25 protein-coding genes are annotated in these 26183 nt (G+C 67.6%); 13 read left to right on the forward strand and 12 right to left on the reverse strand.

Annotated features, from left to right (window positions below):
• Positions 1 to 170 precede the first annotated feature (170 nt).
• A complete protein-coding gene (locus tag ACZ9J7_RS08090) occupies positions 171 to 1103 on the forward strand; it encodes a nuclease-related domain-containing protein (RefSeq protein ID WP_476208473.1) in 933 nt (310 codons plus the stop codon).
• Here the strand turns inward: ACZ9J7_RS08090 and ACZ9J7_RS08095 are convergent.
• Positions 1063 to 1989, reverse strand: coding sequence for a LysR family transcriptional regulator ArgP (locus ACZ9J7_RS08095; protein ID WP_476208474.1), 927 nt, complete (start codon positions 1987 to 1989; stop codon positions 1063 to 1065). The genes ACZ9J7_RS08090 and ACZ9J7_RS08095 overlap by 41 nt on opposite strands.
• Positions 1990 to 2059: 70 nt before the next feature.
• On the opposite strand from ACZ9J7_RS08095, the gene ACZ9J7_RS08100 reads away from it, so the two are divergent.
• Both ACZ9J7_RS08100 and ACZ9J7_RS08105 read left to right on the forward strand, forming a co-directional pair.
• Complete coding sequence (locus tag ACZ9J7_RS08100) at positions 2060 to 2656, forward strand: LysE/ArgO family amino acid transporter (RefSeq protein WP_476208476.1); 597 nt, start codon at positions 2060 to 2062, stop codon at positions 2654 to 2656.
• A gap of 34 nt (positions 2657 to 2690) precedes the next feature.
• Positions 2691 to 3200 carry a DUF4190 domain-containing protein gene (locus ACZ9J7_RS08105; RefSeq protein WP_476208478.1) on the forward strand — a complete coding sequence of 170 codons (510 nt, stop codon included), beginning with the start codon at positions 2691 to 2693 and terminating at the stop codon, positions 3198 to 3200.
• 86 nt (positions 3201 to 3286) lie between these two features.
• On the opposite strand, the gene ACZ9J7_RS08110 is transcribed toward ACZ9J7_RS08105, so the two are convergent.
• Positions 3287 to 4732 (reverse strand): purine-cytosine permease family protein, encoded by a 1446-nt coding sequence (locus ACZ9J7_RS08110; protein WP_476208480.1) that lies wholly within the window; start codon positions 4730 to 4732, stop codon positions 3287 to 3289.
• Positions 4733 to 4870: 138 nt separating this feature from the next.
• The gene (locus ACZ9J7_RS08115) at positions 4871 to 5569 is read right to left on the reverse strand and encodes a FadR/GntR family transcriptional regulator (protein ID WP_476208482.1); all 699 of its coding nucleotides are present in this window, start codon (positions 5567 to 5569) and stop codon (positions 4871 to 4873) included.
• 134 nt (positions 5570 to 5703) lie between these two features.
• Here ACZ9J7_RS08115 and ACZ9J7_RS08120 point away from each other — a divergent pair, with 134 nt between their 5' ends.
• The 3 genes from ACZ9J7_RS08120 to ACZ9J7_RS08130 are packed head-to-tail and all read left to right on the forward strand — an operon-like array spanning position 5704 to position 9846.
• A complete protein-coding gene (locus ACZ9J7_RS08120) occupies positions 5704 to 7074 on the forward strand; it encodes an SLC13 family permease (RefSeq protein ID WP_476208484.1) in 1371 nt (456 codons plus the stop codon).
• Between the two features lie 47 nt (positions 7075 to 7121).
• Positions 7122 to 8330 carry a CaiB/BaiF CoA transferase family protein gene (locus tag ACZ9J7_RS08125; protein WP_476208485.1) on the forward strand — a complete coding sequence of 403 codons (1209 nt, stop codon included), beginning with the start codon at positions 7122 to 7124 and terminating at the stop codon, positions 8328 to 8330.
• Positions 8331 to 8358: 28 nt separating this feature from the next.
• On the forward strand, positions 8359 to 9846 hold the full coding sequence (locus ACZ9J7_RS08130) for a carboxyl transferase domain-containing protein (RefSeq protein ID WP_476208487.1): 1488 nt from the start codon (positions 8359 to 8361) through the stop codon (positions 9844 to 9846).
• Between the two features lie 103 nt (positions 9847 to 9949).
• Here ACZ9J7_RS08130 and ACZ9J7_RS08135 read toward each other — a convergent pair whose 3' ends face one another.
• The 5 genes from ACZ9J7_RS08135 to ACZ9J7_RS08155 form a co-directional block, all read right to left on the reverse strand.
• On the reverse strand, positions 9950 to 10531 hold the full coding sequence (locus ACZ9J7_RS08135) for a dihydrofolate reductase family protein (RefSeq protein ID WP_476208489.1): 582 nt from the start codon (positions 10529 to 10531) through the stop codon (positions 9950 to 9952).
• Between the two features lie 38 nt (positions 10532 to 10569).
• Positions 10570 to 11025, reverse strand: coding sequence for a LapA family protein (locus ACZ9J7_RS08140; protein ID WP_476208490.1), 456 nt, complete (start codon positions 11023 to 11025; stop codon positions 10570 to 10572).
• A gap of 197 nt (positions 11026 to 11222) precedes the next feature.
• Positions 11223 to 11432 (reverse strand): hypothetical protein, encoded by a 210-nt coding sequence (locus ACZ9J7_RS08145; RefSeq protein ID WP_476208492.1) that lies wholly within the window; start codon positions 11430 to 11432, stop codon positions 11223 to 11225.
• 126 nt (positions 11433 to 11558) lie between these two features.
• Positions 11559 to 11783 (reverse strand): hypothetical protein, encoded by a 225-nt coding sequence (locus ACZ9J7_RS08150; RefSeq protein WP_476208494.1) that lies wholly within the window; start codon positions 11781 to 11783, stop codon positions 11559 to 11561.
• A 128-nt stretch (positions 11784 to 11911) separates the two neighbouring features.
• Positions 11912 to 13318: an amidase gene (locus ACZ9J7_RS08155; RefSeq protein ID WP_476208495.1), complete on the reverse strand. Its 1407-nt coding sequence runs from the start codon at positions 13316 to 13318 to the stop codon at positions 11912 to 11914.
• 206 nt (positions 13319 to 13524) lie between these two features.
• Here ACZ9J7_RS08155 and ACZ9J7_RS08160 point away from each other — a divergent pair, with 206 nt between their 5' ends.
• The 3 genes from ACZ9J7_RS08160 to ACZ9J7_RS08170 all read left to right on the forward strand — a co-directional run bounded on the left by ACZ9J7_RS08160 (position 13525) and on the right by ACZ9J7_RS08170 (position 15141).
• Positions 13525 to 13851 (forward strand): rhodanese-like domain-containing protein, encoded by a 327-nt coding sequence (locus tag ACZ9J7_RS08160; RefSeq protein ID WP_224024197.1) that lies wholly within the window; start codon positions 13525 to 13527, stop codon positions 13849 to 13851.
• Positions 13851 to 14822, forward strand: coding sequence for a prephenate dehydratase (gene pheA, locus ACZ9J7_RS08165; RefSeq protein WP_476208499.1), 972 nt, complete (start codon positions 13851 to 13853; stop codon positions 14820 to 14822). Before ACZ9J7_RS08160 ends, pheA begins: the two co-directional genes overlap by 1 nt.
• 94 nt (positions 14823 to 14916) lie before the next feature.
• On the forward strand, positions 14917 to 15141 hold the full coding sequence (locus ACZ9J7_RS08170) for a hypothetical protein (RefSeq protein WP_476208500.1): 225 nt from the start codon (positions 14917 to 14919) through the stop codon (positions 15139 to 15141).
• Between the two features lie 6 nt (positions 15142 to 15147).
• Here the strand turns inward: ACZ9J7_RS08170 and ACZ9J7_RS08175 are convergent, their stop codons facing one another.
• Complete coding sequence (locus tag ACZ9J7_RS08175; protein ID WP_476208501.1) at positions 15148 to 16245, reverse strand: diacylglycerol/lipid kinase family protein; 1098 nt, start codon at positions 16243 to 16245, stop codon at positions 15148 to 15150.
• Positions 16246 to 16333: 88 nt separating this feature from the next.
• On the opposite strand from ACZ9J7_RS08175, the gene serS reads away from it, so the two are divergent.
• Entirely contained in the window at positions 16334 to 17614 is a 1281-nt protein-coding gene (serS, locus tag ACZ9J7_RS08180) for a serine--tRNA ligase (RefSeq protein WP_476208503.1), read from the forward strand.
• A gap of 86 nt (positions 17615 to 17700) precedes the next feature.
• Here serS and ACZ9J7_RS08185 read toward each other — a convergent pair whose 3' ends face one another.
• A complete protein-coding gene (locus ACZ9J7_RS08185; protein WP_476208505.1) occupies positions 17701 to 18696 on the reverse strand; it encodes a hypothetical protein in 996 nt (331 codons plus the stop codon).
• A gap of 249 nt (positions 18697 to 18945) precedes the next feature.
• On the opposite strand from ACZ9J7_RS08185, the gene ACZ9J7_RS08190 reads away from it, so the two are divergent.
• Positions 18946 to 19833 carry an HAD family hydrolase gene (locus ACZ9J7_RS08190; protein ID WP_476208507.1) on the forward strand — a complete coding sequence of 296 codons (888 nt, stop codon included), beginning with the start codon at positions 18946 to 18948 and terminating at the stop codon, positions 19831 to 19833.
• A 66-nt stretch (positions 19834 to 19899) separates the two neighbouring features.
• Positions 19900 to 20484 carry a histidine phosphatase family protein gene (locus ACZ9J7_RS08195; protein ID WP_476208509.1) on the forward strand — a complete coding sequence of 195 codons (585 nt, stop codon included), beginning with the start codon at positions 19900 to 19902 and terminating at the stop codon, positions 20482 to 20484.
• A gap of 67 nt (positions 20485 to 20551) precedes the next feature.
• Here the strand turns inward: ACZ9J7_RS08195 and ACZ9J7_RS08200 are convergent, their stop codons facing one another.
• Together ACZ9J7_RS08200 and ACZ9J7_RS08205 are read right to left on the reverse strand one after the other, a co-directional pair.
• Positions 20552 to 21151: a hypothetical protein gene (locus tag ACZ9J7_RS08200; RefSeq protein ID WP_476208510.1), complete on the reverse strand. Its 600-nt coding sequence runs from the start codon at positions 21149 to 21151 to the stop codon at positions 20552 to 20554.
• 175 nt (positions 21152 to 21326) lie between these two features.
• Positions 21327 to 23558 (reverse strand): catalase, encoded by a 2232-nt coding sequence (locus tag ACZ9J7_RS08205; protein ID WP_476208512.1) that lies wholly within the window; start codon positions 23556 to 23558, stop codon positions 21327 to 21329.
• 186 nt (positions 23559 to 23744) lie between these two features.
• Here ACZ9J7_RS08205 and ACZ9J7_RS08210 point away from each other — a divergent pair, with 186 nt between their 5' ends.
• Entirely contained in the window at positions 23745 to 26183 is a 2439-nt protein-coding gene (locus ACZ9J7_RS08210) for a phosphoketolase family protein (protein WP_476208513.1), read from the forward strand.

Below are 26183 nucleotides of genomic sequence, written 5' to 3' on the forward strand. Positions count from 1 at the left end.
GACGGACACAAACCAAGTAGTTAACCTGAGTACACGGCCGCAAAAGTACCTATATACCGGGCCTTCCGTGCCCTGCTAATTTCAAGGAAATTCCACGAAAGCACGCGGAAGGAACGGACGACGGCGGCCCGCCGCCTCCGTCGGTTCCGGCAAGGAAACGGGGACGTCCAATGGGGGCAGGAGACGGGGCAGCGGAGCAGTCCAGGCTTGCTGCCGAGCGCGTGGCACGGCTGAAACGCCGGTTGGATGAGGCCGAACACTCCACCAGGGCATGGGATACCGGTGCGGTGGGGGAGCGGACGGTTGCCGACAAGCTCAGCGAGCTGGTTCCCCGCGGTTGGTACGTGCTCCACGATGTCCATTGGCCGGGCAGGCCCAAGGCCACCCTGGACCACGTCCTGGTGGGGCCGGGCGGTGTGGTGGTGGTGGATTCGAAGAACTGGACCGGCGAGGTGCAGGTGGCTTCCGGTGTGCTGTGGCAGGGCCGTTATGCACGTACCCAGGCCGTTGAGGGCGCCTTGGCCCAGTGCGCTGCCGTCGCCTCGGTGCTGGCTCCGCCGCACCGCAGGCTGGTGCGCCCACTGATCTGCATGGCTGCGCAGCCTGACCTTTTTGGTATCACCGACTCGGACGTGGCCGTGGCCGGTTCGCAGCGGGTGGTCCCGGCGATCGAGTCGCTGCCGGCGGTGCTGGACCAGCAGGCCGTGGTGGGCCTGTACGAGGACCTGGGCCGGCAGCTCACGCACGAGCAGGAGCCCGGAATCACCGCCCTGCGCAACGTGCGCCCGGGAACCGTGGTGCGCCCGGCGGGAGCCCTGCCCCCGGCCGGTCCCGCCGCAAGCCCGGGAGGCAAGGCCGGAGCCAAGGACGCCGGAGCCAAGGACGCAGCCAGGGCCCGCAGCGTATCCCGGCACCCCGCCGGCCGTGCCCTGCCGCCACGGGATGTCCAGGCCGGTCAGCATGCGGCTGCGCCGGGCGGCCATTGGCGCCATGGCCGGAACACCAGGGCGCAGCAGCACGGCGGGACCAGCGGAGCCAAGCTGGCGCTGCTCGCTGCCTTCGTTATTTTTGCCGTCTATTTCCTGCCCTACTTGGCCCGCTAGGCTCCTGCCGGGTCCCGGGCCGCAGCTGGTCCATGGCTGCCCCGCGGACCGCCGCGCCGAGCCGCGCGAACCGGTTTGAATCGAGGGACCAGGCCTGCCAGTAGAGGGCAACGTCCTGATGGGCCGGCTCGTCCAGCCGGACCAGGGTGCCGTCTGCCAGTTCGTTTGAGAGCTGGAGCTCCGGGATCATTCCCCAGCCCAGGCCGGCCCTGACGGCTGCGAGGAATCCTTGGGATGAAGGCACAGTATGCGTGGGCGGAGCGTGCAGCACACCCTTCATGGCGAGCAGTTGCTGCTGCAGGGTGTCCTTTGCGTTGAATTTCAGGACCGGCATGGCCGCCCAGTCCGTGCCGTCCGGGCCGGAGAAGCGCCGGCGCAGGCCAGGAGTGGCCACCGGGATGTAGCGCATGGACCCCAGCAGTTCCACGCGGCACCCGCTCACCGGCAGGGGGTCGGAGGTCACCGCGCCCATCACCGCGCCGTCGCGGAGCAGTTGGCTGCTGTGGCCCTGGTCTTCAACGTGCAGGTCGAGGGCGGAGTCCTCCCACGCGGCGGCCCGGTGCAGGACGGGGAGGAACCAGGTGGCCAGGGAATCCGCGTTGACGGCTACCGGCAGATGGGCCCGTGAGCTTGACCCCGCTCCCAATGCTGCTGCGGTCTCGGCCTCCAGGACCTGCACTTGGCGGCCCATCCGCAGCAGCAACGCGCCGGCGTCGGTGGCGGTGCAAGGCAGCCGGCGACGCACCAGGACCTGCCCCACGGATGTTTCCAGCGCCTTGATGCGCTGGCTCACGGCTGACGGAGTGACGCGGAGCAGGTCTGCCGCGGCCTCAAACGTTCCTTCGTCGACTACCGCGACGAGGGCCTTCAGGTGCTCAAGGTTCATGAAGACATTCTAAGGACAGGCAAGAATCCGTTATTTGTCTACAGCCGCAGCGCAATCCTATGGTCGTGGGATGTGGACCGCGGGAATAACGGGAATGCTGACCGGGCTGGCTCTGATCGTGGCGATCGGCGCCCAGAACGCTTTCGTGTTGCGGCAAGGCATCCGCCGGGAACATATCGGGGCGGTCGTGGCTGTCTGCATGGCCGGCGATGCCCTGCTGATCGTGGGCGGAACAGCGGGGATCGGAGCGCTGGTTACCCAATTCCCCGGAGTCCTTGAAGTCCTGCGCTGGGCCGGTGCCGCGTATTTGCTGTGGTTCGCGGTGCGGTCCTTCCTGGCAGCCGCGAGGCCTTCCGCCCTGACGGAGCAGTCGCCCAGGTCCAGGAGTTCGGTTGTCGCCACCACGGCCGCCCTGACCTTCCTCAACCCACATGTTTATCTGGACACCGTGGTGCTGTTGGGCAGCCTCGCCAACCAGCAGGGCCCCGGGCTGCGCTGGACCTTTGCCGCCGGCGCCGTGGCCGGAAGCGTCCTGTGGTTCACGGCCCTCGGCTACGGGGCGAGGGCACTGGCCCGGGTGCTCTCCAGTCCCCGGACCTGGCGGTGGATCGACGCCGCCATTGGCGTCCTGATGGTGGTCCTGGCCGTCCGGCTGGTCCTGCACTGAAGTAGGCTGTAGCCAGATTTACAGGGGAGAAACCATGAGCAACCAGCCGTCCCAGGGACCGGACTACCAGCGTCCCGAAAACCAGCCCGGCGGCTCGCCGTGGCCCGGGTACCAGCCGCCGGCCCAGTATGGGCAGGGAGCCGGCTACGGCCAGTCCCAGTACAACCAGCCGCAGTACGGGCAGGCCCAGTACAACCAGCCGCAGTACGGCCAGGGACCATATAACCAGGCTCAGTATGGCCAGCCCCAGTATTTCGGCCAACCGTCCTACTACGGCCAGCAGGTGGAACCCAAGACGCTGAGCATCGCCAGCATGGTCTGCGGCATCGCCTCGGTGCTCATGGGCTGGCTGTTGCTGCCCCAGTTCGCCGCCATCATCACCGGCCATTTGGCCCTGCGCCGTGAACCCTCGGGCAAGGGGATGTCCATCACCGGCCTGGTGCTGGGCTACCTCTGCCTGCTGGGCTACGGGGCGCTCTGGCTGTTGTTCATCATTGGCGTGGCCGTCGCGGGCACTGCCGGGTCAAGCACCGGCACGTTCTAACCGGCAGGTGCCGGGCGCTCCGGTCCGGCACGAAAGGCGGCCCGGGCACCTGATGCCCAGGCCGCCGTCGCGCTTTCCCCGGCTGCCTACCCCTTCGCTGCGGCGGCCGCCGGCTCCGCAACCGTGCCCGCCGGGTAGATCGATTCCGCCGGGGCGCGGTTGGTGGCCTTGGCCCACGGGTAGTAGACGGCGAGGGTGGCCGCGATCCCCACGAGCCAGGAGATGTCCGCGCCGCCCAGCAGCTTGGTGACCGGGCCGGTGTACAGCGACTGCGCCAGGAACGGGACCTGGATGACGACGCCGATTCCATAGGAGACCAGGGCGGCGGCGTTCCAGCGGCCGTAACGTCCGTCCGGGTTGTACAGGGCGGGGATGTCCAGCCGGTCCCGGGAGATCTTGTAATAGTCCACCAGGTTGATCACGGACCATGGCGTGAACACCATCAGCAGCAGGAGCACGAAGTTCTTGAACAGGTTCAGGAAGTCCTTGCTGGCGAACAGCGCGATGAGGACGCTGGCGCCTATGACCGCAACGATGAAGGCGATCCGGACGGCTTTGGAGACGGTGTCCCGCCGGTTGACCGCGGTGCTGATGGTCACGCCGCACATGAAGGCGCCGTAGGCGTTCAGGCAGTTCACCGTCAGCTTGCCCGTGACAATCATCAGGTAGATAAAGATGGCGAGCAGCCCGCCGCCGGCGAGGTCTCCCATGTACCCCACCTGGTTCTTCAGGAAATCCCCGCCCAGCTTGGCGGCTGACAGTCCGCCGGCCAGGGCGCCCAGGGTCATGGCCCACTGGGCGCCGCCCACCGAGCCGGCGAAGGTGTACCAGAACGTCTTGCGCTCCGAGGTGTGCACCGGGAGGTAGCGGGAGTAGTCGGCGACGTACGGGCCGAACGTCAGCTGCCAGCCGGCGCCGAGGGCGACGGCGGTAAGGAAGGTGGGCCACTCGAAGCCCTTGACCATCATCACCTGGGTGACGTCGAACTTGGTGGCGACGGCGACCGTCAGGTAGAGGAAGCCGGCCAGGCCCAGCACGGTGGCGATGCGGCCCAGCGCGTGGATGTATTTGTAGCCCAGGATGGCCAGCAGCGCGGTGGCCGCGCCGAAGATGAGGATTCCGACGGCGGGCGTATCCACTCCCAGCATGAGGTTGATGGCCTGCCCCGAGAGGACGGTGCCGGTGGAGGCGAAGCCGACGTACATCAGGATGACCAGTGCCAGCGGGATCACAGCGCCGTAGACGCCGAACTGGGCCCGGCTGGAAATCATCTGGGGCAGCCCCAGCTTGGGGCCCTGGGCAGAGTGGAGGGCCATGACGGCGCCGCCCAGCACGTTCCCCACCAGCAGGCCCACGATGGCCCAGAAAGCATCCGCCCCGAACACCACGGCGAGGGCGCCGTCCACGATGGCGGTGATCTGCGCGTTGGCGCCGAACCACAGGGTGAACTGGCCCCGCGGGTGGCCGTGGCGCTCGCCCGGCGGAATCATGTCGATTGATCGTGCCTCTACGGCGGTACTGCCTCCGGCCATGGCCAAACTCCTCAGTGATGAAAACGTAGGGTCCATCACATCGGGTTTCCGGGCGCCGCAACACCGCCATCCCGCGGCGGCTGTCCGGGAACCCAGACAGCCCGGCGTGTCGCCGTGGGGCGGCCCGGTCCGTGGCTGCTAGCGGAGCAGCTCCACGTCCGAGACAAGCTCGATATGCGCCAGCATCGCCTTGGCTGCTACCTCGCCGTCCTGCGCGCGCACGGCATCGGCGATCTTCCGGTGTGATGCCAGGGACTGTTCCGGGCGGCCGGGCTGGCCCAGCGACTCCATCCGGGTCTCCAGGATCATTTCCGCAATGAAAGCCATCAGCTGCGCCAGGACCGAGGAATGCGCCGCGGCGGTGATGGCCTGGTGGAACAGTTCGTCGCCATGGGTTCCGCGGTCGCCGTCGCCGATCTCGCTGGCCATGACGTCCAGGGCGTTGTCGATGGCGGCAAGGTCCTGGTCCGTCCGGCGTTCGGCAGCCAGGGCCGCCAGCTTCACTTCAAGGGTGCTCCGGGCCTCCACGATTTCCGGCAGCCGGCTTTGGTGTTCACGCAGGCCCTTGACCACCGAGGCCACGCTGGGGCGCCTGGCCAGGACGGCGCCGGTGCCGTGCTGCACGTCAATAACGCCGAGTACCTCGAGGGCAACCAGCGCCTGGGCCAGGGTGGCCCGGGAAACGCCCAGCCGCTCGGCGAGGTCGCGCTCCGCCGGAAGGAGGTCGCCCGGCTTGAGCTGCGCGGACTCTATGTACGCCAGGATCTGCTCCACCAGCTGCTCATAGAGCCGGGGCCGCGTCACGCGTTCCAGGCCCATCCGTGCCGTCTTCTCCACAAAGCCCTCCCTTGGGTGTACTTGTCCAGAATACCGGCACCGTCTATTGACAGATAGACTCACTGTCTAAGAGGCTAGTCCAGTGAGCCAGTAACTCACGTCACACTCTCGCACCCCCCAATGGAGGACCAACGATGTCCGCTCCTGTCTTATCGATCATCATCCTGGCGGCGATGTTCCTGCTCGCCACCGTCCTGCCCCTCAATATGGGCGCGCTCGCCTTCGTGGGCGCCTTCCTGCTCGGCGCCGTGGTGCTGGGCATGTCCACCAATGAGATCCTGGCCAACTTCCCCGGCGGCCTCTTCCTGACCATAGTGGGCGTCACCTACCTCTTCGCCATCGCGCAAAACAACGGCACCATCGACCTCCTGGTCCGGGGCGCCGTCAAACTCGTGGGCAGCCGCGTTGCCCTCATCCCTTGGGTCATGTTCGCCATCACCGCCGTGATCACCGCCGTGGGCGCACTGTCTCCTGCCGCCGTCGCCATCATTGCCCCCATCGCCCTGAGCTTCGCCGGCAAGTACAAAATCAGCCCGCTGCTGATGGGCATGATGGTGATCCACGGCGCGCAGGCCGGCGGCTTCTCGCCCATCGCGGTTTACGGCGTCACCGTCAACGGCATCCTGGCCAAGACCGACCTCGCCTTCAGCCCGACGGCGCTGTTCCTCTCAAGCTTCATCTTCAACCTGGTCATCGCGCTGGTGCTGTTCGTGGTCCTTGGCGGTAAGACCCTCCTGTCCTCCAAGGTGGGGCACTTCGTGGAGCAGGCAGCCGAAGCCCGCATGTCCGTCAGCGTCGGCGCCAAGGCAGCCGGCGGCGACGTCCCCTTCAAGGGCTTCGGCTCCGGCATGTACGGCCCCCGCGACCCCGCAGGCGACGGCATCGCCGCCACCAAGGAACGTTCCGAACGGATCCCCCAGCTGGTCACCATTGCCGGACTGATCGTGCTGGCCGTTGTGGCCCTCGGCTTCAAGATGGATGTCGGCTTTGTGTCCATCACCATCGCCATCGTGCTGGCGCTGGTCTCGCCCGCCGCGCAGAAGGGCGCCATCAACAAGATCAGCTGGTCCACCGTGCTGCTCATTTGCGGCATGCTGACCTTCGTCGGCGTGCTGGAGGAAGCCGGCACCATCAAATTCGTCTCCAGCGGCGTGGCCGGCCTGGGAATGCCGCTGCTTGCAGCCCTCATCATCTGCTTCATCGGCGCCGTGGTGTCCGCCTTCGCCTCCTCCACCGCCATCCTCGCAGCGCTCATCCCGCTCGCCGTTCCGTTCCTGTCCACCGGTGAAATCGGCGCCGTGGGCGTCATCTGCGCCCTCGCCGTCTCAGCAACGATCGTGGACGTTTCGCCGTTTTCCACCAACGGCGCCCTGGTGCTCGCCAACGCCCCGGAGGGCGTGGACAAGGACCAGTTCTACAAGCGGATCCTCGGCTACAGCGGCATCGTCATCGTGGCCGGACCCATCCTGGCATGGCTGGCACTGGTGGTCCCCGGCTGGCTCTAACGGCCATCGCCCCCGCCCAGCCTGTTTTTTAGAAAGGAAACCAGAACATGAGCACCGAGAACCGCCAAGGGCCCCTGGCCGGGCACACCGTCGTCGACCTCAGCCGGGCACTGGCCGGACCGCACGCCGGCATGATGCTGGCGGACCTCGGTGCCCGCGTCATCAAGGTGGAGAACCCGGGCACGGGGGACGACACCCGGGGATGGGGCCCGCCCTTCGTGGGACCCGAAGACGACCTGCAGTCCACCTACTTCATGTCCTGCAACCGCAACAAGGAATCCATCAGTTTGGACCTGAAAAGCGGTGACGGCCAGGCGGTGCTGCGCGGACTGCTGGAGCGGGCCGATGTGGTGATCGAGAACTTCCGGCCCGGCGTCATGGACCGGCTGGGTTTCTCGACGGCAGCGATGCATGAGCTCAACCCGCGCCTGGTGATCCTGTCCATCACCGGCTTTGGCCACGATGGCCCCGAATCCCAGCGCAGCGGCTACGACCAGATCCTGCAGGGCGAAGCAGGCCTCATGTCCCTCACCGGCTCAGGCCCTGATGATCCGCAGCGAGTGGGCGTTCCCATCGCCGACCTGCTCTCCGGCATGAACGGGGCGTTCGGCGTCCTGGCGGCCCTGGTGGAGCGGAACCGGACCGGCCAGGGCCAGGTGGTGCGCACGTCGCTGCTCGCCTCCCTGATTGGCGTCCACGCCTTCCAGGGCACCCGGACCACCGTTGCCGGCGAAGTTCCGCAGGCCCAGGGAAACCACCACCCGTCCATCGCCCCCTACGGCCTGTTCAACTGCAAGGACGGCAGCGTCCAGATCAGCGTCGGCAGTGAGAAGCTGTGGCAGTCCTTCGCGGCAGCCTTCGGCCTGGACGCGTCCGCCCCAGGTTTCGCCAGCAACGCCGAAAGGGTGCGGAACCGTGGCGAGGTGATTGCCGCCGTCGAACGCGCCTTCTCGGGGTACGGGGCAGCGGAACTGCTGCAGAAACTGAACGACGCCGGGATCCCCGCCGGCAAGGTCCGCGCACTGGATGAGGTGTACGCCTGGGAGCAGGTGGCGTCCCAGGGCCTGGTGGTGGACGTGGACCATCCCCTGCTGGGAAAGGTGAGCCTGCCGGGGCCGCCGCTGCGGTTCTTCGCACCCGGCGACGCCGCGGAAACCACCCCGACACAGCACGACGCGCCGCCGCTGCTTAATGAGGACGGCGCCGCCATCCGGGAATGGCTGGGCCTGGCCCCCGCGGCTCCGGGTGCCAAGTAGCGTGGCGACGGCAGAGAAGGTGCGGCACATGAACGCCACCGAGTTGCTGGAAGTCGTGGTGGACCCCGGTTCCTTCGTTTCCTGGGACACGGAACCGGAGCAGCCCGGGCTGTCCGAAGAGTATGCCCGGGACCTGGCCAAGGCGCGGGAGCGCAGCGGCGCCGACGAATCAGTGATCACCGGAGCCGGGCTGATCCGCGGCCGCAGGGTCGCACTCATCGTCAGCGAATTTTCCTTCCTCGCCGGATCGATCGGCCACGCGGCGGCGCAACGGATTGTTGCCGCCATCGAACGCGCCACGGCGGAGGGCCTGCCGCTGCTGGCCGGCCCTGCCTCCGGCGGCACCCGGATGCAGGAGGGGACGCTCGCGTTCCTCTCCATGGTGAAAATCACCGGGGCAGTCCGGGCCCACCGCCAGGCCGGGCTTCCCTATCTGGTCTACCTGCGCCACCCCACCACCGGTGGCGTCATGGCCTCCTGGGGATCCCTGGGGCATATTAACGTGGCTGAACCCGGGGCGCTGCTGGGATTCCTGGGCCCGCGCGTGTACCAGGCCCTTTATGGCGAAGCGTTCCCGGAAAACGTTCAGGTGGCGGAAAACCTTTTCAACAAGGGGCTGATCGACGGCGTGGTGGAGCCCGGCGATCTCGCCGATCTGGTGGGCCGGGCCCTGGACATCCTCGCTCCGGCGGACCCGCTGCCGGCGCGTCCTGCGGCGCCCGACACTGTGAACGTCCGGCCATCGTCCGTGGACGCCTGGACGTCAATTGAGCTCTCCCGGCGGCCGCGGCGCCCCGACCTGCGCCAGCTGCTGAAGTTCGGCGCCACGGACGCACTGCCCCTCAACGGAACCGGGCAGGGGGAGAAGGATCCCGGGTTGCTGCTGGCACTGGCACGCTTCGGCACCCAGTCCTGCATCGTGCTGGGGCACGCGCGCCCGCTGCGGAAAGACGCCGCCGGCATGGGTCCCGGGTCATTGCGGGAAGCGCGGCGGGGGATGAAGCTGGCGGAAGAACTGCGGCTGCCCCTGCTGACCGTCATCGACACCGCTGGTGCCGCCCTTTCGCAGGAAGCGGAGGAAGGCGGGCTTGCCGGCGAGATTGCGCGCTCCCTGCACGAACTGATCGGACTCGGTTCCCCGTCGGTTTCCGTGCTGCTTGGCCAGGGGGCCGGCGGAGGGGCGCTGGCGCTGCTGCCTGCGGACAGGACCATCGCCGCACAGCACAGCTGGCTATCGCCGCTGCCGCCGGAAGGGGCCAGCGCCATCGTCCACCGGACCACCGAATTTGCGCCCGCCATGGCCCAGGCGCAGGGTGTGAACGTCGCCGCGCTGTACGCGAACGGGCTGGTGGACCATATCGTTGATGAGCGCGGGGATGCCTCCTTGGAGCCGCGCGACTTCTGCGTCCGGATGGCACGGGCGATTGAGTATGAGCTGGGCACCGTGGCCTCCACTCCGGTACCTGATCTCGTGGCCGCACGGGCCCGCAAGTTCGCTACCCTGGGAGCCCACTGACAGGTCCCGCCTGGCCGGGGCGCACCGCGGCACGGGCGCGGTACGGGCGCGGTACGGGGTGGGGCAACAGCGCTCGACGGCGGTTTGGGCCGCGCGCCGTTCCTTACCGGCGGTCGGGGGTGTAGAGGGCCACGATGACGCCGGTGGCAGTAGGTTCTGCTTCCACCAGCCGCAGCGCAGTGCGGCTGCCGCCGGCGAAAAGTTGGTGGCCCGTGCCCAGGACGACGGGATGGATCATGAGCAGGTACTCGTCGATCTGGCCGGCGGCCATGAGGGAGCGGATCAGCTCCCCGCTGCCCATGACCACCAGGTTTGAGCTGGTGCCTACCCGCAGTTCCTGCACGGCGGCGGCAACGTCACCGTGCAGGAGGGTTGAATGGGGCCACTCGAGCTGGGCTTCCGGATTCCTCGACGCGACGTACTTGGGCGTATTGAGGAGGGCGTCCTTGAAGGGGCCGCCCTGCCGGTTCCTGGACTCCAGCAACTGCCGGTAAGTGCGGTGTCCGAACAGGAAGGCGTGGTCGGGGCCCATCCGTTCGCCCATCTTGTGGACGGTGGCCTGGTCTGCGTAGGGAACGGCCCAACCGCCGCGGCTGAAGCCGCCGCGGGTATCCTCGTCCGGCCGGCCGGGTCCCTGCATCACGCCGTCGAGCGTCACGTGGTTGGCCACCACAACCTTGCCCATTAATGCCAGCCTCTCCCGCGCCGGCCTGGCAGCCGCGGTTACCTGCGCTGCCGGACCCGTGCCCGGTGGGCGTTGGAGCGAAGCTGCAGAATCCGCGCGCCGCCGGCGACGGCTACGAGCACTCCGCCCGTCACGGCGGCGATGAACAGTGCCATGCCCAGCGGGACAGAGCCCTCGAATCCCAGGAATTTCACCGAGGCCTGTTCTTGGTTCTGCAGGATGAAAACTATCAGCAGGATCAGGAGCACCAAGGCAGCCACTACCGCTGCCCAGATGACGCCGGCGCGAGTGACTTTTCGCTCCTGGGCGCCGCCCGGGGCTGTCGGGGGCGAGGTTCCTGCGGCCGGCGTTCCGGGCTCCCGCGTTGGGTAGGACGGGGCACCACCGTGGGTTGCGGCGCCGTCCCCTGACGGCTGGGCCGGGCTTGATGGCGGCGTGGTGACGTCGCGTTCCGGCAGGCGGTCCGGTCCTGGCGTGTACTGTCCTGCGCTCATGCTCGTTTCCTTTCGCAGAATAATAAGCATGCTTATTGTGCAACCATAGACGTCGGGGTCGCGATAGTACAACGCGTGTAACGGGGTGCGCGGCCAAGGCTTGCAGCCAGAGCCGGTGCCGGGGTGTTTTGCCGGCGGAGGGGCACCCGTCCGGGAACCCCTCCTTCTACTCCAGCCCGGTCATTACTGCCGGGGCGTTAGACCCTCTCCTTGTTCCGCTCGGCGGAGGGCGTGTGCGGCGCAGGCGTCCTGCGCCAGTTGGGGAAGGCCCAGAACGTGAATTCCTGTTCCTTGGCCGGCTTCCCGGGCGTTTCCGCGGGGGTTTCCGGTTTCGCCTCGGCTTCGGGCCGGCGCGTCGGTTCTTTCCTGGCGCCCCATCCGAAGTCCTTGTTCGATGCGTAGCACATACAGACCTCCTTGGTGACTGTCCTTTAATCGTCCTCCTGAATGGCGCGGGAGTCGATACGCAGGGAAAGTCAACATGGGCCCCATGGCCCCGGTCTACAGCCCGCAGGGCAGGCCATGCGGGGGTGTCAGCCGCCGTTTACGATGTCCTGTGCCTCCTGCGGACGGTGGAACTCGCAGGGCCCCTGGTGCCGGAGGGGCAGAAGGCAGGTCCGGCCCGTCGGCAGGTGGACCAGAGCGCAGCGGCCGGCCATGGCGAGGTCCTCCCGGACGTTGGTGTTGCTCAGGTCGGGCCGGCCATCGGGGGGCGCTGTGTAAGTTTCGGAGTCGGTTGCGCTGTGTTCAGCATTCATGCGGGACAACTCCTCGTGGAGCTTTGGTAGGTGGAGGAAACGGAATGGCGCTTTACCAGTCTGGGTAGCCCAGGTTACAGCTGGGTTAAGCCGCCGTTAGGTTAAGGTCAACAGCAAAGTGCCCTGCCTCAGTACCCCACCTGGCGCGCCACCTGGAGGAGAAGGGCCTCGGAACCCATGGGGCCCACCAGCTGGATTCCCATCGGAAGTCCGCTCCCGTGGGCGCCACCGGTCCAATGCACGGGGATGGTGATGGCCGGCAGCCCGCACACATTCACCATCGAGGACCAGGGTGCGTATTCGCACTGCTTGCGGTAGTCGCCGTCGGCGTCCCCGGGCCAATGTGCCGACGGCCAGCGGTCGCTGCCGTGCGCGGTGCCGGTGAACCAGCCCACCGGCCGGGGCGTCTGCGCCAGCGCGGGCATCAACATCAGGTCCCACTGCCGGTACTGCGCCTCGGTGTCGTGCTGGAACTGCCGCAGGAACGCCAGCGCCTCGGCAAGTTTGGCGGGGCTGCGCTGCTGCGCGCGCCGGCGGAAGGTTCGGGTCAGGGGCGCCAGCAGCGCTTCCCGGAATGGGCTGATCCGGGCGGCGCCCACTCCGGCGGTCCAGGCTGTGGTGAAGGCGTCCGGGTACCGGTTGTCGTAGCGGACGCCCGCGTCACCAAGCGTATGGCCGGCATGTTCCAGGAGGGATTCGCCGGCCCGGAGCGCGTCCAGGGCTTCCGGGTCGGGCGTGAACGGAAAGGTGCCGGACCAGGGACTGTCCAGCGTGATGCCGATCCTTAGCCGCGGCGGCTCCTGCCGGACTGCCTCGAGGTATTGGTTCCCCGGGGCCAGGACGTCCATCATCAGTGCGGCATCCTCTGCGCTCCGGGCCAGGGGTCCCGGTGTCACCAACCGTGCAGGGTCACCGGCGCTTTCCCCCGCCGCCACCAGGCCCCGGCCCGGCTTGAGCCCCACCAGCCCGCACGCGGCGGCCGGGATGCGGACCGATCCGCCGCCGTCGGTCCCGGGACCGAAGGGCAGCAGCCCTGCCGCCACGGCGGCTGCGCTGCCGCCGGACGAACCGCCCGAGCTCCGGCCGGGTGCGTACGGATTGCGCGACGGCGGTGCGATGCGGTTTTCGCTGTAGGCCGTCAGTCCGAATTCGGGCACCTGGGTCTTGCCCAGCGAAACCACGCCGGCGTCCTTGAAAAGGGACACCAGGGGAGCGTCGGCGGGGGCTGGTTTGTGGTCCAGGGCGGCGCTGCCGTGCGTGGTCACTACCCCCGCCACGTCCGTGAGGTCCTTGAAGGCAAGCGGCATGCCGTGCAGCAGCGACAGGTCACCGGCGTCGGAATGAAGGCGGCAGGTGTCCGCCGCCGCGGCCTGCTCCAGGGCTTGGTCCGCCGTCACGGTGATGAAGGCACCCAGCAGTGGGTTTTCCCGTCCAATCCGTTCCAGGAAGTGGGTGGTGGCCTCGGCGGCGGACACGGCTCCGCTGTGCAGGAGGTCCCGCAGCGCCAGCGCTGAAAGTTCGTGGAGTTCAGGCACGGCGGCCTGCCGGCCGGGGCCCGGCGTTCGCGCAGGCACCACCGGGTGGTGCGGGAAGGGCGGTCAACTGCTGGGACATGGAAACCTCCTGGGCCTTGACCAGCCTAACCCGCCCCTATTTCTGGATGTGTTCCGGGTGCAGGGAGCCGGAAGGGCTAGGCTTAAACCTGACTTTGATCCACCAGATCCGCCAAGACAGGACTCCGATGAGCGATTTCGATACCGTCCCCGTCCATGACGTCCCCGCCGACGCCGTGATCCTGGACGTCCGGGAGGACTACGAGTGGGTTGCCGGCCACGCCGAGGGTGCAGTCCACATTCCCATGGACCAGATCCCGGCCCGGCTGGGTGAACTCGACCCGGACGAGGACGTCTACGTCATTTGCCGCACGGGTGGCCGCTCCTTCCGCGTGGCCCAGTGGCTCACCGGCCAGGGGTATACCGCCATCAACGTTTCCGGCGGCATGGACCAGTGGCTGGAATCCGGTAAGCCCCTGGTCTCGGACAACGGACTCAAGCCCCTGGTGCTTTAGTGCCCTATACCTATACCTTCCTCGGCCCGGAAGGCACCTTCACCGAGGCTGCCCTGTTGCTGGTTCCCGGCGCCCGCGAGGCGGTCCGGATGCCGGCGTCGAACGTCAATGCCGCCCTGGACAAAGTACGCGGGGGAACCGCTGACGCTGCCATGGTCCCCATCGAAAACTCGGTGGAGGGCGGCGTGACTGCCACGCTGGATGCCATTGCCACCGGCCCGGAACTGCGGATCATCCGCGAGGTCCTGGTTCCCATCAGCTTCGTCCTGGCTGCCCGCCCCGGCGTGCGGCTGGAGGACGTTCGCCGTGTCTCCACGCACGGCCACGCGTGGGCGCAATGCCGGTTGTGGATGGACAGGAACATACCTGGTGCGGAATATGTCCCCGGATCGTCGACGGCCGCTGCTGCCCTGGGGCTGCTGGATGCGGACTGCCCGTACGATGCGGCCATCTGCGCGCCGCTCGTGGCCAGGGAGCATGGAGGGTTGTCTGTCCTGGCGGAAGACATTGGCGACAACCCCGGCGCAGTGACGCGCTTCATCCTGATCAGCCGGCCGGCTCCGCTGCCGGAACGCACCGGAGCGGACAAGACCACCGTTGTGGTTCCCCTGCCGGAGGACCGCCCCGGCGCCCTGATGGAGATCCTTGACCAGTTCGCCAGCCGCGGCGTCAACCTTAGCAGGATCGAATCACGGCCCACCGGACAGTACCTGGGCCACTACTTCTTCAGCATCGACGCCGACGGCCATACCCGCGAGGCCAGGGTGGCCGATGCACTGGCGGGGCTGCACCGCATCAGTCCCGGCACCCGCTTCCTGGGCTCCTACGCCAGGGCCGACCGGCACGCCACGCGGGTTCCGGCCCACACCTCCGACGCGGCCTTCGCCGCCGCCCGCACATGGGTGGAATCCGTCCTCGCCGAGGAATCCGCCGCAGGTGAAAGCGGTTCCGGGGCTTCGCCCAAAGCGTAGGCAAATGCCCATGGAAATACTTCCGCGGACTGTGGACTGTGCGTATGCTTGCTTGATCCACACGGGGTATGGCCCCTGACGAAGGGAGCGGGTCATGACCAGCAGCACTGACAATGACGGCCAGGGGATGATCGTCAACCCCAAGCCGACCGGAGACAACCAGGACTGGGACGGGGACGACGCCGACCGCGCTGACCGCCTGCGCTTTGAAGAGGAGCAGGCCATGATCCGCGAGCAATCCGAAGCCCACGCTGCTGCCAAACAAGCTCACGCGGACGCGAAAGCTGCTGCTGATGCAGGGAAGAAGTCCGGATCCTGATGCCCGTTAGCGCGCCACGCGCGTGCTGCCGTGCGCCGGGCCGCCGCCCCGCTCCAGCCCCCTGACCCTGACCAGGAGTGACCGGGGCTCCACCCCGACCGTAAGCTGAGTGGCTTCCCCCGCGGTGTCGCCATCGAGCTGCGTGGGCATCGGTTCGGGGCACTTAATGACCACCTTGACTGACCGGTACACGGTCATGATGGGCAACTTTCCACTGTGCTTGAACATGATCTTCACGTACATCAGCAGCCACCCCAGGGCGCTGCGGGGGCTCATCACGACGACGTCCAGCTTCCCGTCGTCGATCATGGCCTGCGGGATGAAGTCAATGCCGCCGGGGACCAGGCCGCAGTTGGCGAACAGCACGCTGCGGATGTTCCTTACCTGCTCCGGGCTGTCATCCAGGGTGATCGAGACCTTCTTCCGCCGGCCCGGCAGGTGGCGCACTCCCGCCTCCGTGTAGGCCAGCCAGCCCACGGCTTTCTTCAGGCCGGCGTTGGTATCGGCCAGGACTTCGGCGTCCATGCCGATACCGGCGATCACCAGGAAGACGTGCTCCGAATAGTGGCCCGTGCGGGAGTTCTCAATGGCCATCCGGGCAGTGTCAATGTACCGCTGCCGCCCGAAAAGCGCGGTCTGGACATTGGCGTGGAGATCGTTCACGTCCAGGTCCACGTTCCGGGCCAGGAGATTTCCTGTGCCCAGCGGAATCAGGCCCATGGCAACGCCGGTGTTCGCGAGGGCCTCAGCCACCACACGGACGGTGCCGTCGCCGCCGCCCACCAGGACGACGTCGGGCTTTCCCGCCAACGCGGCCTGCATCTGCGAAAATCCGGGATCCTCCGCCGTCGTCTCGAAAAAGACTGGCTCTTCCCACCCTGCCGCCAGGCATGCCCTGTGGATCATTCCCCTGGCTTCGTCGGCCCGCGCCTTGATGGGGTTCAGGACCACCGCAACCCGCTGCCGCGCCAGTCCTGAGTCGTAGGCTTCCCCGGCCACGGCGCTGCGCACATGCAGTGCCTTGAGGCGGCGCACCCCCCACCAGCTGGAGGTGGCGAAGGCAAGCGCCACCGCAATCAGCAGGTAGAGAATCCAGTCGCTCATGGTGCTTCAACAGTAGCCCGGCGCAAGGCGGGCCGCGGCACGGAGCCGCGCGCCCGCCGTCGTGCAGTGAATTGGATACCCTTGTCTGGTGATCGACGTAAAAGACCTCAGCGAAAACCCGGACAAGTTCCGTGCCAGCCAGCGCGCCCGCGGCGCGGACGAATCAGTGGTGGACGCGATCATCTCCGCGGATTCCGCCCGCCGTGCCGCCCTGCTCCGCTTCGAGAACCTCCGCGCGGAGCAGAACGTGTTCGGCAAGAAGGTGGCGAAGGCCAAGGGCGAGGAGAAGCAGGCCCTGCTGGCCGAGGTCAAGGAACTGGCCAATTCGGTCAAAGCCGCTTCCGCGGAAGCCGACGCCGCCCAGACCAAGCAGGAAGAACTGCTGCGCACCATCCCCAACCTGGTGGAGGACGGCGTTCCCGAAGGCGGCGAGGACGACTACGTGGTGGTCAAGACCGTTGGCACCCCGCGTGAATTCCCCGACTTCGAGCCGAAGGACCACCTGGAGATCGGCGAGCTGATCGGCGCCATCGACATGGAACGCGGCGCCAAGGTCTCCGGCGCGCGCTTCTACTTCCTGCGCGGCGTGGGTGCCCGGCTGGAGATGGCACTGCTGCAGATGGCCATGGACCAGGCCATCCAGGCCGGCTTCGTCCCCATGATCACCCCCACCCTGGTGCGCCCCGAGACGATGCAGGGCACCGGCTTCGATGTAAAGCACGACGCCGAGATCTACCGTCTTGCCGAAGACGACCTTTACCTGGTGGGCACCTCTGAGGTGGCGCTGGCCGGGTACCACGCTGACGAGATCCTGGACTTCTCCGCCGGTCCTATCCGCTACGCGGGCCAGAGTTCCTGCTACCGCCGCGAGGCCGGATCCCACGGCAAGGACACCCGCGGCATCATCCGCGTGCACCAGTTCAACAAGGTGGAGATGTTCATCTACACCACCGTTGAAGAGGCCGCCGCCGAGCACCAGCGCCTCCTGGCCTGGGAAGAGGAAATGCTGGCCAAGTGCGAGCTGCCGTACCGGGTGATCGACACGGCCGCCGGTGACCTCGGCACCTCCGCGGCCCGCAAGTACGACTGCGAAGCCTGGGTCCCCACGCAGAACGCCTACCGCGAGCTGACCTCCACCTCCAACTGCACCACGTTCCAGGCCCGGCGCCTGAACATCCGCGAGCGGGTGGTGAATTCGGAGGGCGCAGCCAAGGGCACCCGTGCCGTGGCCACCCTGAACGGCACCCTGGCCACCACCCGCTGGATCGTGGCGCTGCTGGAGCACCACCAGAACGCGGACGGCTCCGTGAACGTGCCGAAGGCCCTGCAGAAGTACCTGGGCGGCCTCGAGGTCCTCCCGGTCCTCTAGGGGTTCTTGCCCTCTGGTGCACCCGCACCTGGACAACGCACCCTCAAACGGACATTGCACCCCCTAGCGCGGGGGTGCACTTTCCGTTAGCGGGTGCTGGACGGTTTGGTGAGGGTATTCGGCAGGCCCGCCTGGCGGAGGCACGCCGTAAGGCGGGAAGGGTCGGAGGCCGTGGCCCAGTCCCACCTGACAACCCGGAAACCCGCCGCCCGGAGCCTGTCCTCGCGTTTCTTCTCCGCCAACACCGCTTGCCGCGCCGTCCGGGTGCCCAGGTAGTCGTCGCTCAGGTACTTCGAGTCGCCGTCGAACTCGCCGATCAACCGGTACCGCGGCCAGTAGAAATCAGTCCGGGCGAGCAGCAAACCTCCCTGCCGGAACTTTGCCTGGAGCATGGGGGCCGGAAAGCCGAGAAGATGCATCTGTGCGCGGCTGAGGGATTCTCCTGCTGACTCTGAATGGGGCGAGGCGAAGCTAAGCACCTGTGCCACCCAGTTTCGGCGCGCGGCCGACGGAAGCTCGAAAGCCGCCTGGAACAGTTCGGCCTCGCTGATCGGAGGTCCGGAATGGCGGCGGTTGCCGATTACGTGGTCCGCCAGGACGACTCCTGCCGCGAAGCTTTCCCTAGCCAGGACACTTATGACGGTATCGGGCAGCGGAGTGACCAGCAGACCACCGCGCCGGACCGACGCGGCATCCCCGCGATGCCTGTGGATGCCGTAAGCGGTGAGGTGGGTGATTCCGGTTCGCCCGGATCTGTCGGGGGCCGCGGAGGTTGTTGGCTGGCTGCGGCCGGTGTGGCCCCTGGATGCCCCGGACAAGTGAACATATCCGGGCACAGCAAGGAGTTCCAAGTCCCACAGGACGGCGGCCGTATTCAGGCAGAACGTGGATTGTGGCAGTTCCAGGTGCACGGCCCGGACCGTTTGGAGGTACCTTTCCCAAGGAGCCAGCGACACCCATTCATCCTTCGCGGCGTAAACACCCTTGCGAACACGGACAAGTTCACCCTTCGCATAGCGCCTGCTGAGTGACCGGGTGTCCCCGGTGGTGCGGCGCAGGTCCAGGGCGGAAATCAGCTGCATGCTATTCATCGTCGCTGGAGCGTGATTGGTGGCTGAAGGGCCCGGCGGGTGCATGTGGATAACCGGCGTCGGGAGTTCGCACCGCGAGGCGGACGGTACACCCGCGTGTGCGGAGGTGCAGTGTCCGTTGGCCGGTGCACCGTGAGCCGGTGCACCGTGAGTGTGGAAATCCGCCGTGTTAACCAACAGTTCAATAAACCTGTGGTCCGCGTCCTAGCGCGTGCCAGTTGCGTCTGCTTCACTGTGTGAATGACAACGCTGACTGAAACCTCAGTCGCCGGCAACGATGACCGGCGAGACAACAATCGAGACTACAACCGCAACAGCATCGGCTTCGCTGAGGTGGACCAGAAGTTCATGGTCGCCCTGGACGTGGACGGCACGCTGGTAAACCACGACGGCCACATGTCCCTTGGCGTACGGGAAGCGGCGCAGGCCGTGGTGGCCGCCGGGCACGAGGTGATGATCGCCACCGGCCGCTCACTGAACGCAACGCTTCCCATCATCGAAAAGATCGGGATCGAGCGCGGGTACGCCGTGTGCTGCAACGGCGGGGTGACCCTTCGGCTGCACCCCGAACTGGAAAACGGCTACGAGGTGATCCACAAGGCCACGTTTGATCCGGGACCTGCCTTGCGTGCCCTGCGCAAACGGCTTCCCTCCGCAAAGTATGCGCTTGAGGACGCCGACGGCAGGTTCCTCTCCACCGAGCGGTTCCAGGATGCCAGCTTCGGGGTTGAGGCGGTGGGCGTTGACTTCCAGACCATGCTGGAGGCTACCGCCGTCCGCGTGGTGGTGTTCAGCACCGAGAACACGCCCGAAGAGTTCAACGAGGCCATCAACCACGTAGGCCTCGCGGGGGTGACCTACTCGGTGGGCTGGACGGCCTGGCTGGACATCGCCGCAGCGGGAGTCACCAAGGCCAGCGCCCTGGAAAACCTCCGGCTCCGGCTTGGCTTTGAAGAGCACCTGACGGTTGCGGTGGGTGACGGCCGGAACGACATCGAAATGCTCACGTGGGCCGGCCGCGGCGTTGCCATGGGGCAGGCCCCGGCGGAAGTGGTCGCTGCGGCGGACGAAGTCACCCACTCAGTGCACGACGACGGTGCCGCCCACGTGCTGCGCAGCCTCCTCTAAGGCGCTGAAGGCACTGTCCGCTGCCGCGATTCCGGTGCGGGCCTGGAGCCAAGGCAGAATAGAGGCATGACCCTTACGACGTTCGCCCTCGTCCGCCATGGCCAGACCGACTGGAATGCCGAGCGCCGGCTGCAGGGGGCGACCGACATCCCCCTGAACGACGTCGGACGCGGCCAGGCGCGGGACGCCGTCGCCATCCTTGCTCCATACGAATGGGACGCCATCGTCTCCTCGCCGCTGAGCCGCGCCGCCGAGACCGCGGACCTGATCGCAGAAGGGCTCGGGCTGACGGTTTCCCGGCGCGTCCCTGGGCTCACCGAACGCAGCTTCGGGCCGGCCGAGGGAATGCAGGCCGGTCCCGAACTGGAGGCGCTGCGCGTACCCGGCGGGTTCAAGGGCGCCGAGAGCGAAGATGAAGCCGCGGACCGCGGCCTCGCAGCCCTGGAAGCGCTGGCGGAGGAGTACCGCGGCCAGCGCGTCCTGGTGGTCACCCACGGCACCTTGCTGCGCGTCAGCCTCAGCCGCGCCATCGGCCAGACCCTGGCCAGCGTGGACAACGCGGCCCTCAATCTGGCCCACCACCACGCGGTGGACGGCTGGAAGCTGGAGTACTTCAACGGCGAGCCGGTCCTGGCCGCCACGGCCAGCTAAGGCCCGGAAGAGCCCTGGCAGTCATTACGACGGCGGGACGCGGCCCAGGCGGTCAACCCGCCGGCAGTCAGTCCACCGCGAGGACCAGCGCCAGTAACCGGGCAGCTGCGGGCCGGGCGGCATGTTCTTCGTTCCACTGCGCCCGCGCGACGGCTTTGCTGACCGCCTGGGTGGTGATCCCGAGTTCCTGCGCCACGGCCTTCTGCTGGCCGCGGACTCCCGGGGTCAGCAGGTCCAGCACGCGCCATTCCGCGCCGGACCGCTCCCGCACGATATGGCCCAGCAGCCGCAGGATCGCTTCGGCGTCGTGGGCAACATCCGCCAGCGGACCCTCCACGGCAACCGGTACCCGTTCCTTGCTGCTGCGGAGCCGGTCCACCGCTTGGCGGGCATAGACCAGCCCGTGGCCGGAGGCGTCCTTGATCTGGTTGGGCAACGGCTCGTTCACCGGCCCTGCGCCGATCCCCACGAACCAGTGCCCGCTCCGCAGGGCGATCAGTGCGGCCTCCACGGCCTGGTGCGGGCAGTCGACAATGCCCTGGACCTCGTCCTCCACTGACCGGTCGAAATCCAGGCGCGCGGGGATATGCCGCAGCGCCTTGAGCAGCTGCGGCACCTGGTCGCCGTCGCGCCGGCTGTCCGTCTGGTTGATGGTGAGGGTGAACATTCTGGGTCCACACTACCCGGAAGTAGTAATTGCGAAACCGGTGGTTTTGCCCGGACCGCCTGCCCGGTACCGGCCGTCCCGGTTCCGGGCCCCGCCCGGCTGCGGGTCCGCATCGCGTTGACGCGGACCCCCAACGGTGGACCTGCAAACGGACCTGTAGGTTAACGCGGCTTGATCAGCCGTCCTGTACTGCTGCGGCGCCGGCGGCCGGGAAACGGTCCCAGGCGCGGTGCGCGGCGACGAGCCCGGAAACCGTGGCGGTCACCGAAGCCGCATCGCTGCCGGCCACGACACCTGCCGCCCCTTCCTGGATGCCGGCCGCTTCCAGGACGGCCGAGCCGGAGCCCCAGGCGGCGATGGCCTTGGCATGGCGGTAGGCCTCGGACAGCATGAGAGCCACCCGCGGATCCAGTCCGTCAGCCGGCTCTCCCGCCTTAGCATCACGCCCCGCGGACGCATCGGGCGCGGGCTGCTTGCCCCCGGCCACGATGAGGGCGTCGAACTCGGTGGACCGTGCCGTGAGGAAGGTCCGCTGCACCGTCACCGACAACCCGTCGGAGGAAAGCACGCCCCCGTTGGGTGCGATGACCAGCGGGACCATGCCTTCGGCGTCGAGCGCCTTGCGGGCGGCCTCCACCTCCGCAAGGTCGCTGGAAGCGTCGGCGACGATGCCCACCACGCGCCCGGCAACCGGCCAGGTCCCACCCACCTGGGACACGGAAGGGCTGGGATCCCGGTCCGGCACCTGCTCGGTGGCCTCCGGGGCCGGCATGCCGAGGCCCGCGGCGACGGCGGCGCACAGCGCGGCGTCAATGTTGGCCAGGGCCTGGAGCTGGCGTTCTCGGACGGCGCTCTCGTAGCACTTGCCGAGCTCGAACGTGTAGGCCTGGATCACGTGGTCCTGTTCCACGGAGCTCAGGCTGCGGAAGAACAACCGGGCCTGGCTGTAGTGGTCATCGAAGGATGCCGGGTTGCGCCGTTCCTTGATGGATTCCGCAACCGCCAGGGGCACGTCCACGAATGCCCCCATGTCCTGTCCCGCCAGGAACGGGCATCCGCCATCCAGCGAATTGGGCCGGTACGGCGCGGCACCGCCATGGACCGCCGTCTGGTGCATGCCATCGCGCAGCATGTCGTTGACGGGGGCGTGCGGCCGGTTGATCGGGATCTGCGCGAAATTGGGCCCGCCCAGCCGCGAGATCTGGGTGTCCAGGTAGGAAAACAGGCGGACCTGCAGCAGCGGGTCATTGGTGACGTCGATGCCCGGCATCAGATGCCCCGGGTGGAAGGCCACCTGCTCGGTTTCCGCGAAGTAGTTGGTGGGGTTCGCGTTAAGGGTCATGAGCCCGATGGGCTGCACCGGCGCCAGTTCCTCGGGGACGAACTTGGTGGGATCCAGAAGGTCGATTCCCTGGAACATCTGGTCTTCCGTGTCCGGGAAGGTCTGGATTCCCAGTTCCCACTCCGGGTAGGCGCCGGCCTCGATGGCGTCCGCCAGGTCCCGCCGGTGGAAGTCCGGGTCCATGCCGTTGATGATCTGGGCTTCCTCCCAGACCAGCGAGTGCACGCCTTGCTTGGGCTTCCAGTGGAACTTGACCAGGGTGGTGTCGCCGGCCGCGTTGATGAGCCTGAACGTGTGGACGCCGAAGCCTTCCATGGTCCGGTAGGAGCGGGGGATGCCGCGGTCCGACATGTTCCACAGGGTGTGGGCCTGCGCCTCGGTGTGGAGCGACACGAAGTCCCAGAAGGTGTCGTGCGCGCTCTGGGCCTGGGGAATCTCGCGGTCCGGATGGGGCTTGGCCGCGTGCACCACGTCCGGGAACTTGATGCCGTCCTGGATGAAGAACACCGGAATGTTGTTGCCCACGAGGTCGTAGGTGCCCTCATCGGTGTAGAACTTGGTGGAGAACCCGCGGGTGTCCCTGACGGCGTCGGCTGACCCACGGGAGCCAAGCACCGTGGAGAACCGAACAAACACGGGCGTTTCGACGTCCGCGGCAAGGAAACCGGCGCGCGTTACCTTCGACGCCGTGCCGTAGGACCGGAACACCCCGTGCGCGCCCGCGCCGCGTGCGTGGACAACGCGCTCCGGGATCCGTTCGTGGTCAAAGTGGGTGATCTTCTCGCGCAGGTGGTGGTCCTGCAGCAGGATGGGGCCGCGCGCACCGGCCTTCAGGGAATGGTCCGTATCCTGCAGCCGCAGGCCCTGGGCCGTGGTCAGGTACTGGCCGGACTGGGCGCGGGCGGTGGCCGGCGCGCCGGTTGGGCTGCCCGTGGGGGACACGGCCTCGGGCCCGCGCTGGTCCGGTTTGGGCGGCAACGGCTCCTGCGGGCTGGTGGGCTCCTCGAGCGCCGGCGGCTCGCTGGACGGAACCCCGGGAATTACAACGTCGTCTTCGGCTGGCATGTCTCGATCTCCCCACAATTGATGGTCCCAGCTCCCGCCTCAGCGAAAGCTAAGCTTGCTTAGTACCCTACAGGTGCCCAAGGCGCCAAAGGCAAGGTCCGGCGGCGGGGGTTGCCACCCGGCCCCTCCATCTGTTGCGATGGGGAAACAGCCGCCTGCAGCGGCACACCCGAGGTGAGGATGGTTATGGCCGGCAGCGCTGGGCACGATGGAATGCAGGACACCATGCAGCAGGACGACGTGCAGCAGGAAGGCATCGAGCAGGGGGAACTGGAGCTCGTTGACCGCTGGTGGCGTGCCGCCAACTACCTCTCGGTAGGCCAGATCTACCTCCGCTCCAACCCGTTGCTGCGCGAACCCCTGCAGGCTGAGGACACCAAATCCCGCCTGCTGGGCCACTGGGGCACCACCCCCGGACTCAACTTCGTCTACGCGCACCTGAACCGCGTCATCCGCCGCGACAACCTGGAGATGCTCTTCGTTGCCGGTCCCGGCCATGGCGGCCCCGCTGTCGTCGCCAACGCCTGGCTGGAGGGCACCTACTCGGAAATCTATGCCCACGTGGGCAACGACGAGGCCGGGCTGGCCGAACTGTTCCGGCAATTCTCCTACCCGGGCGGCATTCCCAGCCACGCGGCTCCCGAAAGCCCCGGCTCCATCAGCGAGGGCGGTGAACTCGGGTACTCCCTGGCCCACGCCTACGGATCCGTCTTTGACAACCCCCAGCTGGTGACCGCCGTCGTCATCGGTGACGGCGAGGCTGAGACCGGTCCGCTGGCCGCCAGCTGGCACTCGCACAACTTCCTGGACCCCGCGGCGGACGGCGCGGTGCTGCCCATCCTGCACCTGAACGGCTACAAGATCGCCAACCCCACAGTCCTGGCCCGGATGCCGCAGGACCAGCTGGAGCAGCTGCTGCGCGGCTACGGCCACGAGCCCTACTTCGTCACCGTGCAGGATCCGGACAACACGGAGCAGGCACACCGGGACTTCGCCGCCGTGCTGGACCGGTGCCTGGCCGATATCAAGGCCATCCAAGACGCCCACCGGCAGGATCCGGACGCCGAAAAGGAGGGGGAGGGCGGGCACCGCTGGCCCATGATCGTCCTGCGCTCGCCGAAGGGCTGGACCGGGCCGCGCACCGTGGACGGCCTCCAGGTGGAAGGGACGTGGCGTGCCCACCAGGTGCCGCTGTCGGAGGTCCGCACCAATGGAGAACACCTGAAGCAGCTGGAGGAGTGGCTGGAGTCGTACCGTCCAAGCGAACTGTTCGACGCCGAGGGAAGGCTCCGGCCCGACGTCGCCAAGGGCGCACCCACCGGCGACTTCCGCATGAGCGCAACACCGCACGCCAACGGCGGACTGCTGCGGCGTGCGCTCAAACTGCCCGCGTACCAGGGCCACGCCGTCGACGTGCCCAGCCCGGGCACCGACCGCGTGAGCCCCATGGTCACGCTCGGCTCCTGGATGCGGGACGTCATCGCGCAGAACATGGAGAATTTCCGGCTCTTCGGCCCCGATGAGACGGCGTCCAACCGGCTGCAGAACGTCTACGAGGTCACCGACAAGGTGTGGCAGTACCGGATTGACGACGTCGACGAACACCTGGCGCGGTCCGGCCGGGTGATGGAGGTGCTGAGCGAGCACCTGTGCCAGGGCTGGCTTGAGGGCTACCTCCTCACGGGCCGGCATGGGGTGTTCAACTGCTACGAGGCGTTCGTCCACATTGTCGATTCGATGTTCAACCAGCATGCCAAGTGGCTCAAGGTGCACCGCACACTGCAGTGGCGCCAGCCGGTTCCGTCGCTGAACTACCTGCTGTCCTCGCATGTGTGGCAGCAGGACCACAATGGGTTCTCGCACCAGGACCCGGGGTTCATCGACCATGCGGTGAACAAGAAGGCCGAAATCATCCGGGTGTACCTGCCGCCGGATGCCAACACCCTGCTGTCGGTCATGGAGCATTGCCTGGCGTCCACGGACTACGTGAACATCGTGGTCAGCGGCAAGCAGCCCTCGCCCACCTGGCTGGGCCCGGCCGATGCCGCCAACCACTGCCGGCGCGGCCTGGGTATCTGGACGTTTGCCGGCTCGGAAGTCCCCGGCGAGGAGCCCGACGTCGTTCTGGCCTGCGCGGGCGACGTCCCCACGGTGGAAACGGTGGCAGCCGCCGAACTGCTCCGCGAAGGGGCCCCCGGGCTCAAAGTGCGCGTGGTGAACGTGGTTGACCTGATGCGGCTGCAGGACGACAGCGAGCACCCGCACGGCCTGCCGGCCCCTGACTTCGACGGAATCTTCACCGCCGACAAACCCGTCATCTTCGCCTACCACGGCTACCCGGCGCTGATCCACCGGCTGGCCTACCGCCGCACCAACCAGCAGGGCCTGCACGTGCACGGCTACAAGGAGGAGGGCACCACCACCACCCCGTTCGACATGGCCATGCTGAACGGGATCGACCGCTTCACCCTGGCCATCGACGCGATTGACCGGGTGCCCGGGCTCGCCGGGACGCAGGCGCTCCTGCGCCAGGACCTGCAGGACCGGCGGAACCGCGCCCGGGAGCACACCCGCACCCACGGCGAGGACCCGGAGGAGATCCGCAACTGGAAGCTGGGCGGCTGA

Source organism: Pseudarthrobacter sp. TE9888 (genome assembly GCF_056279345.1).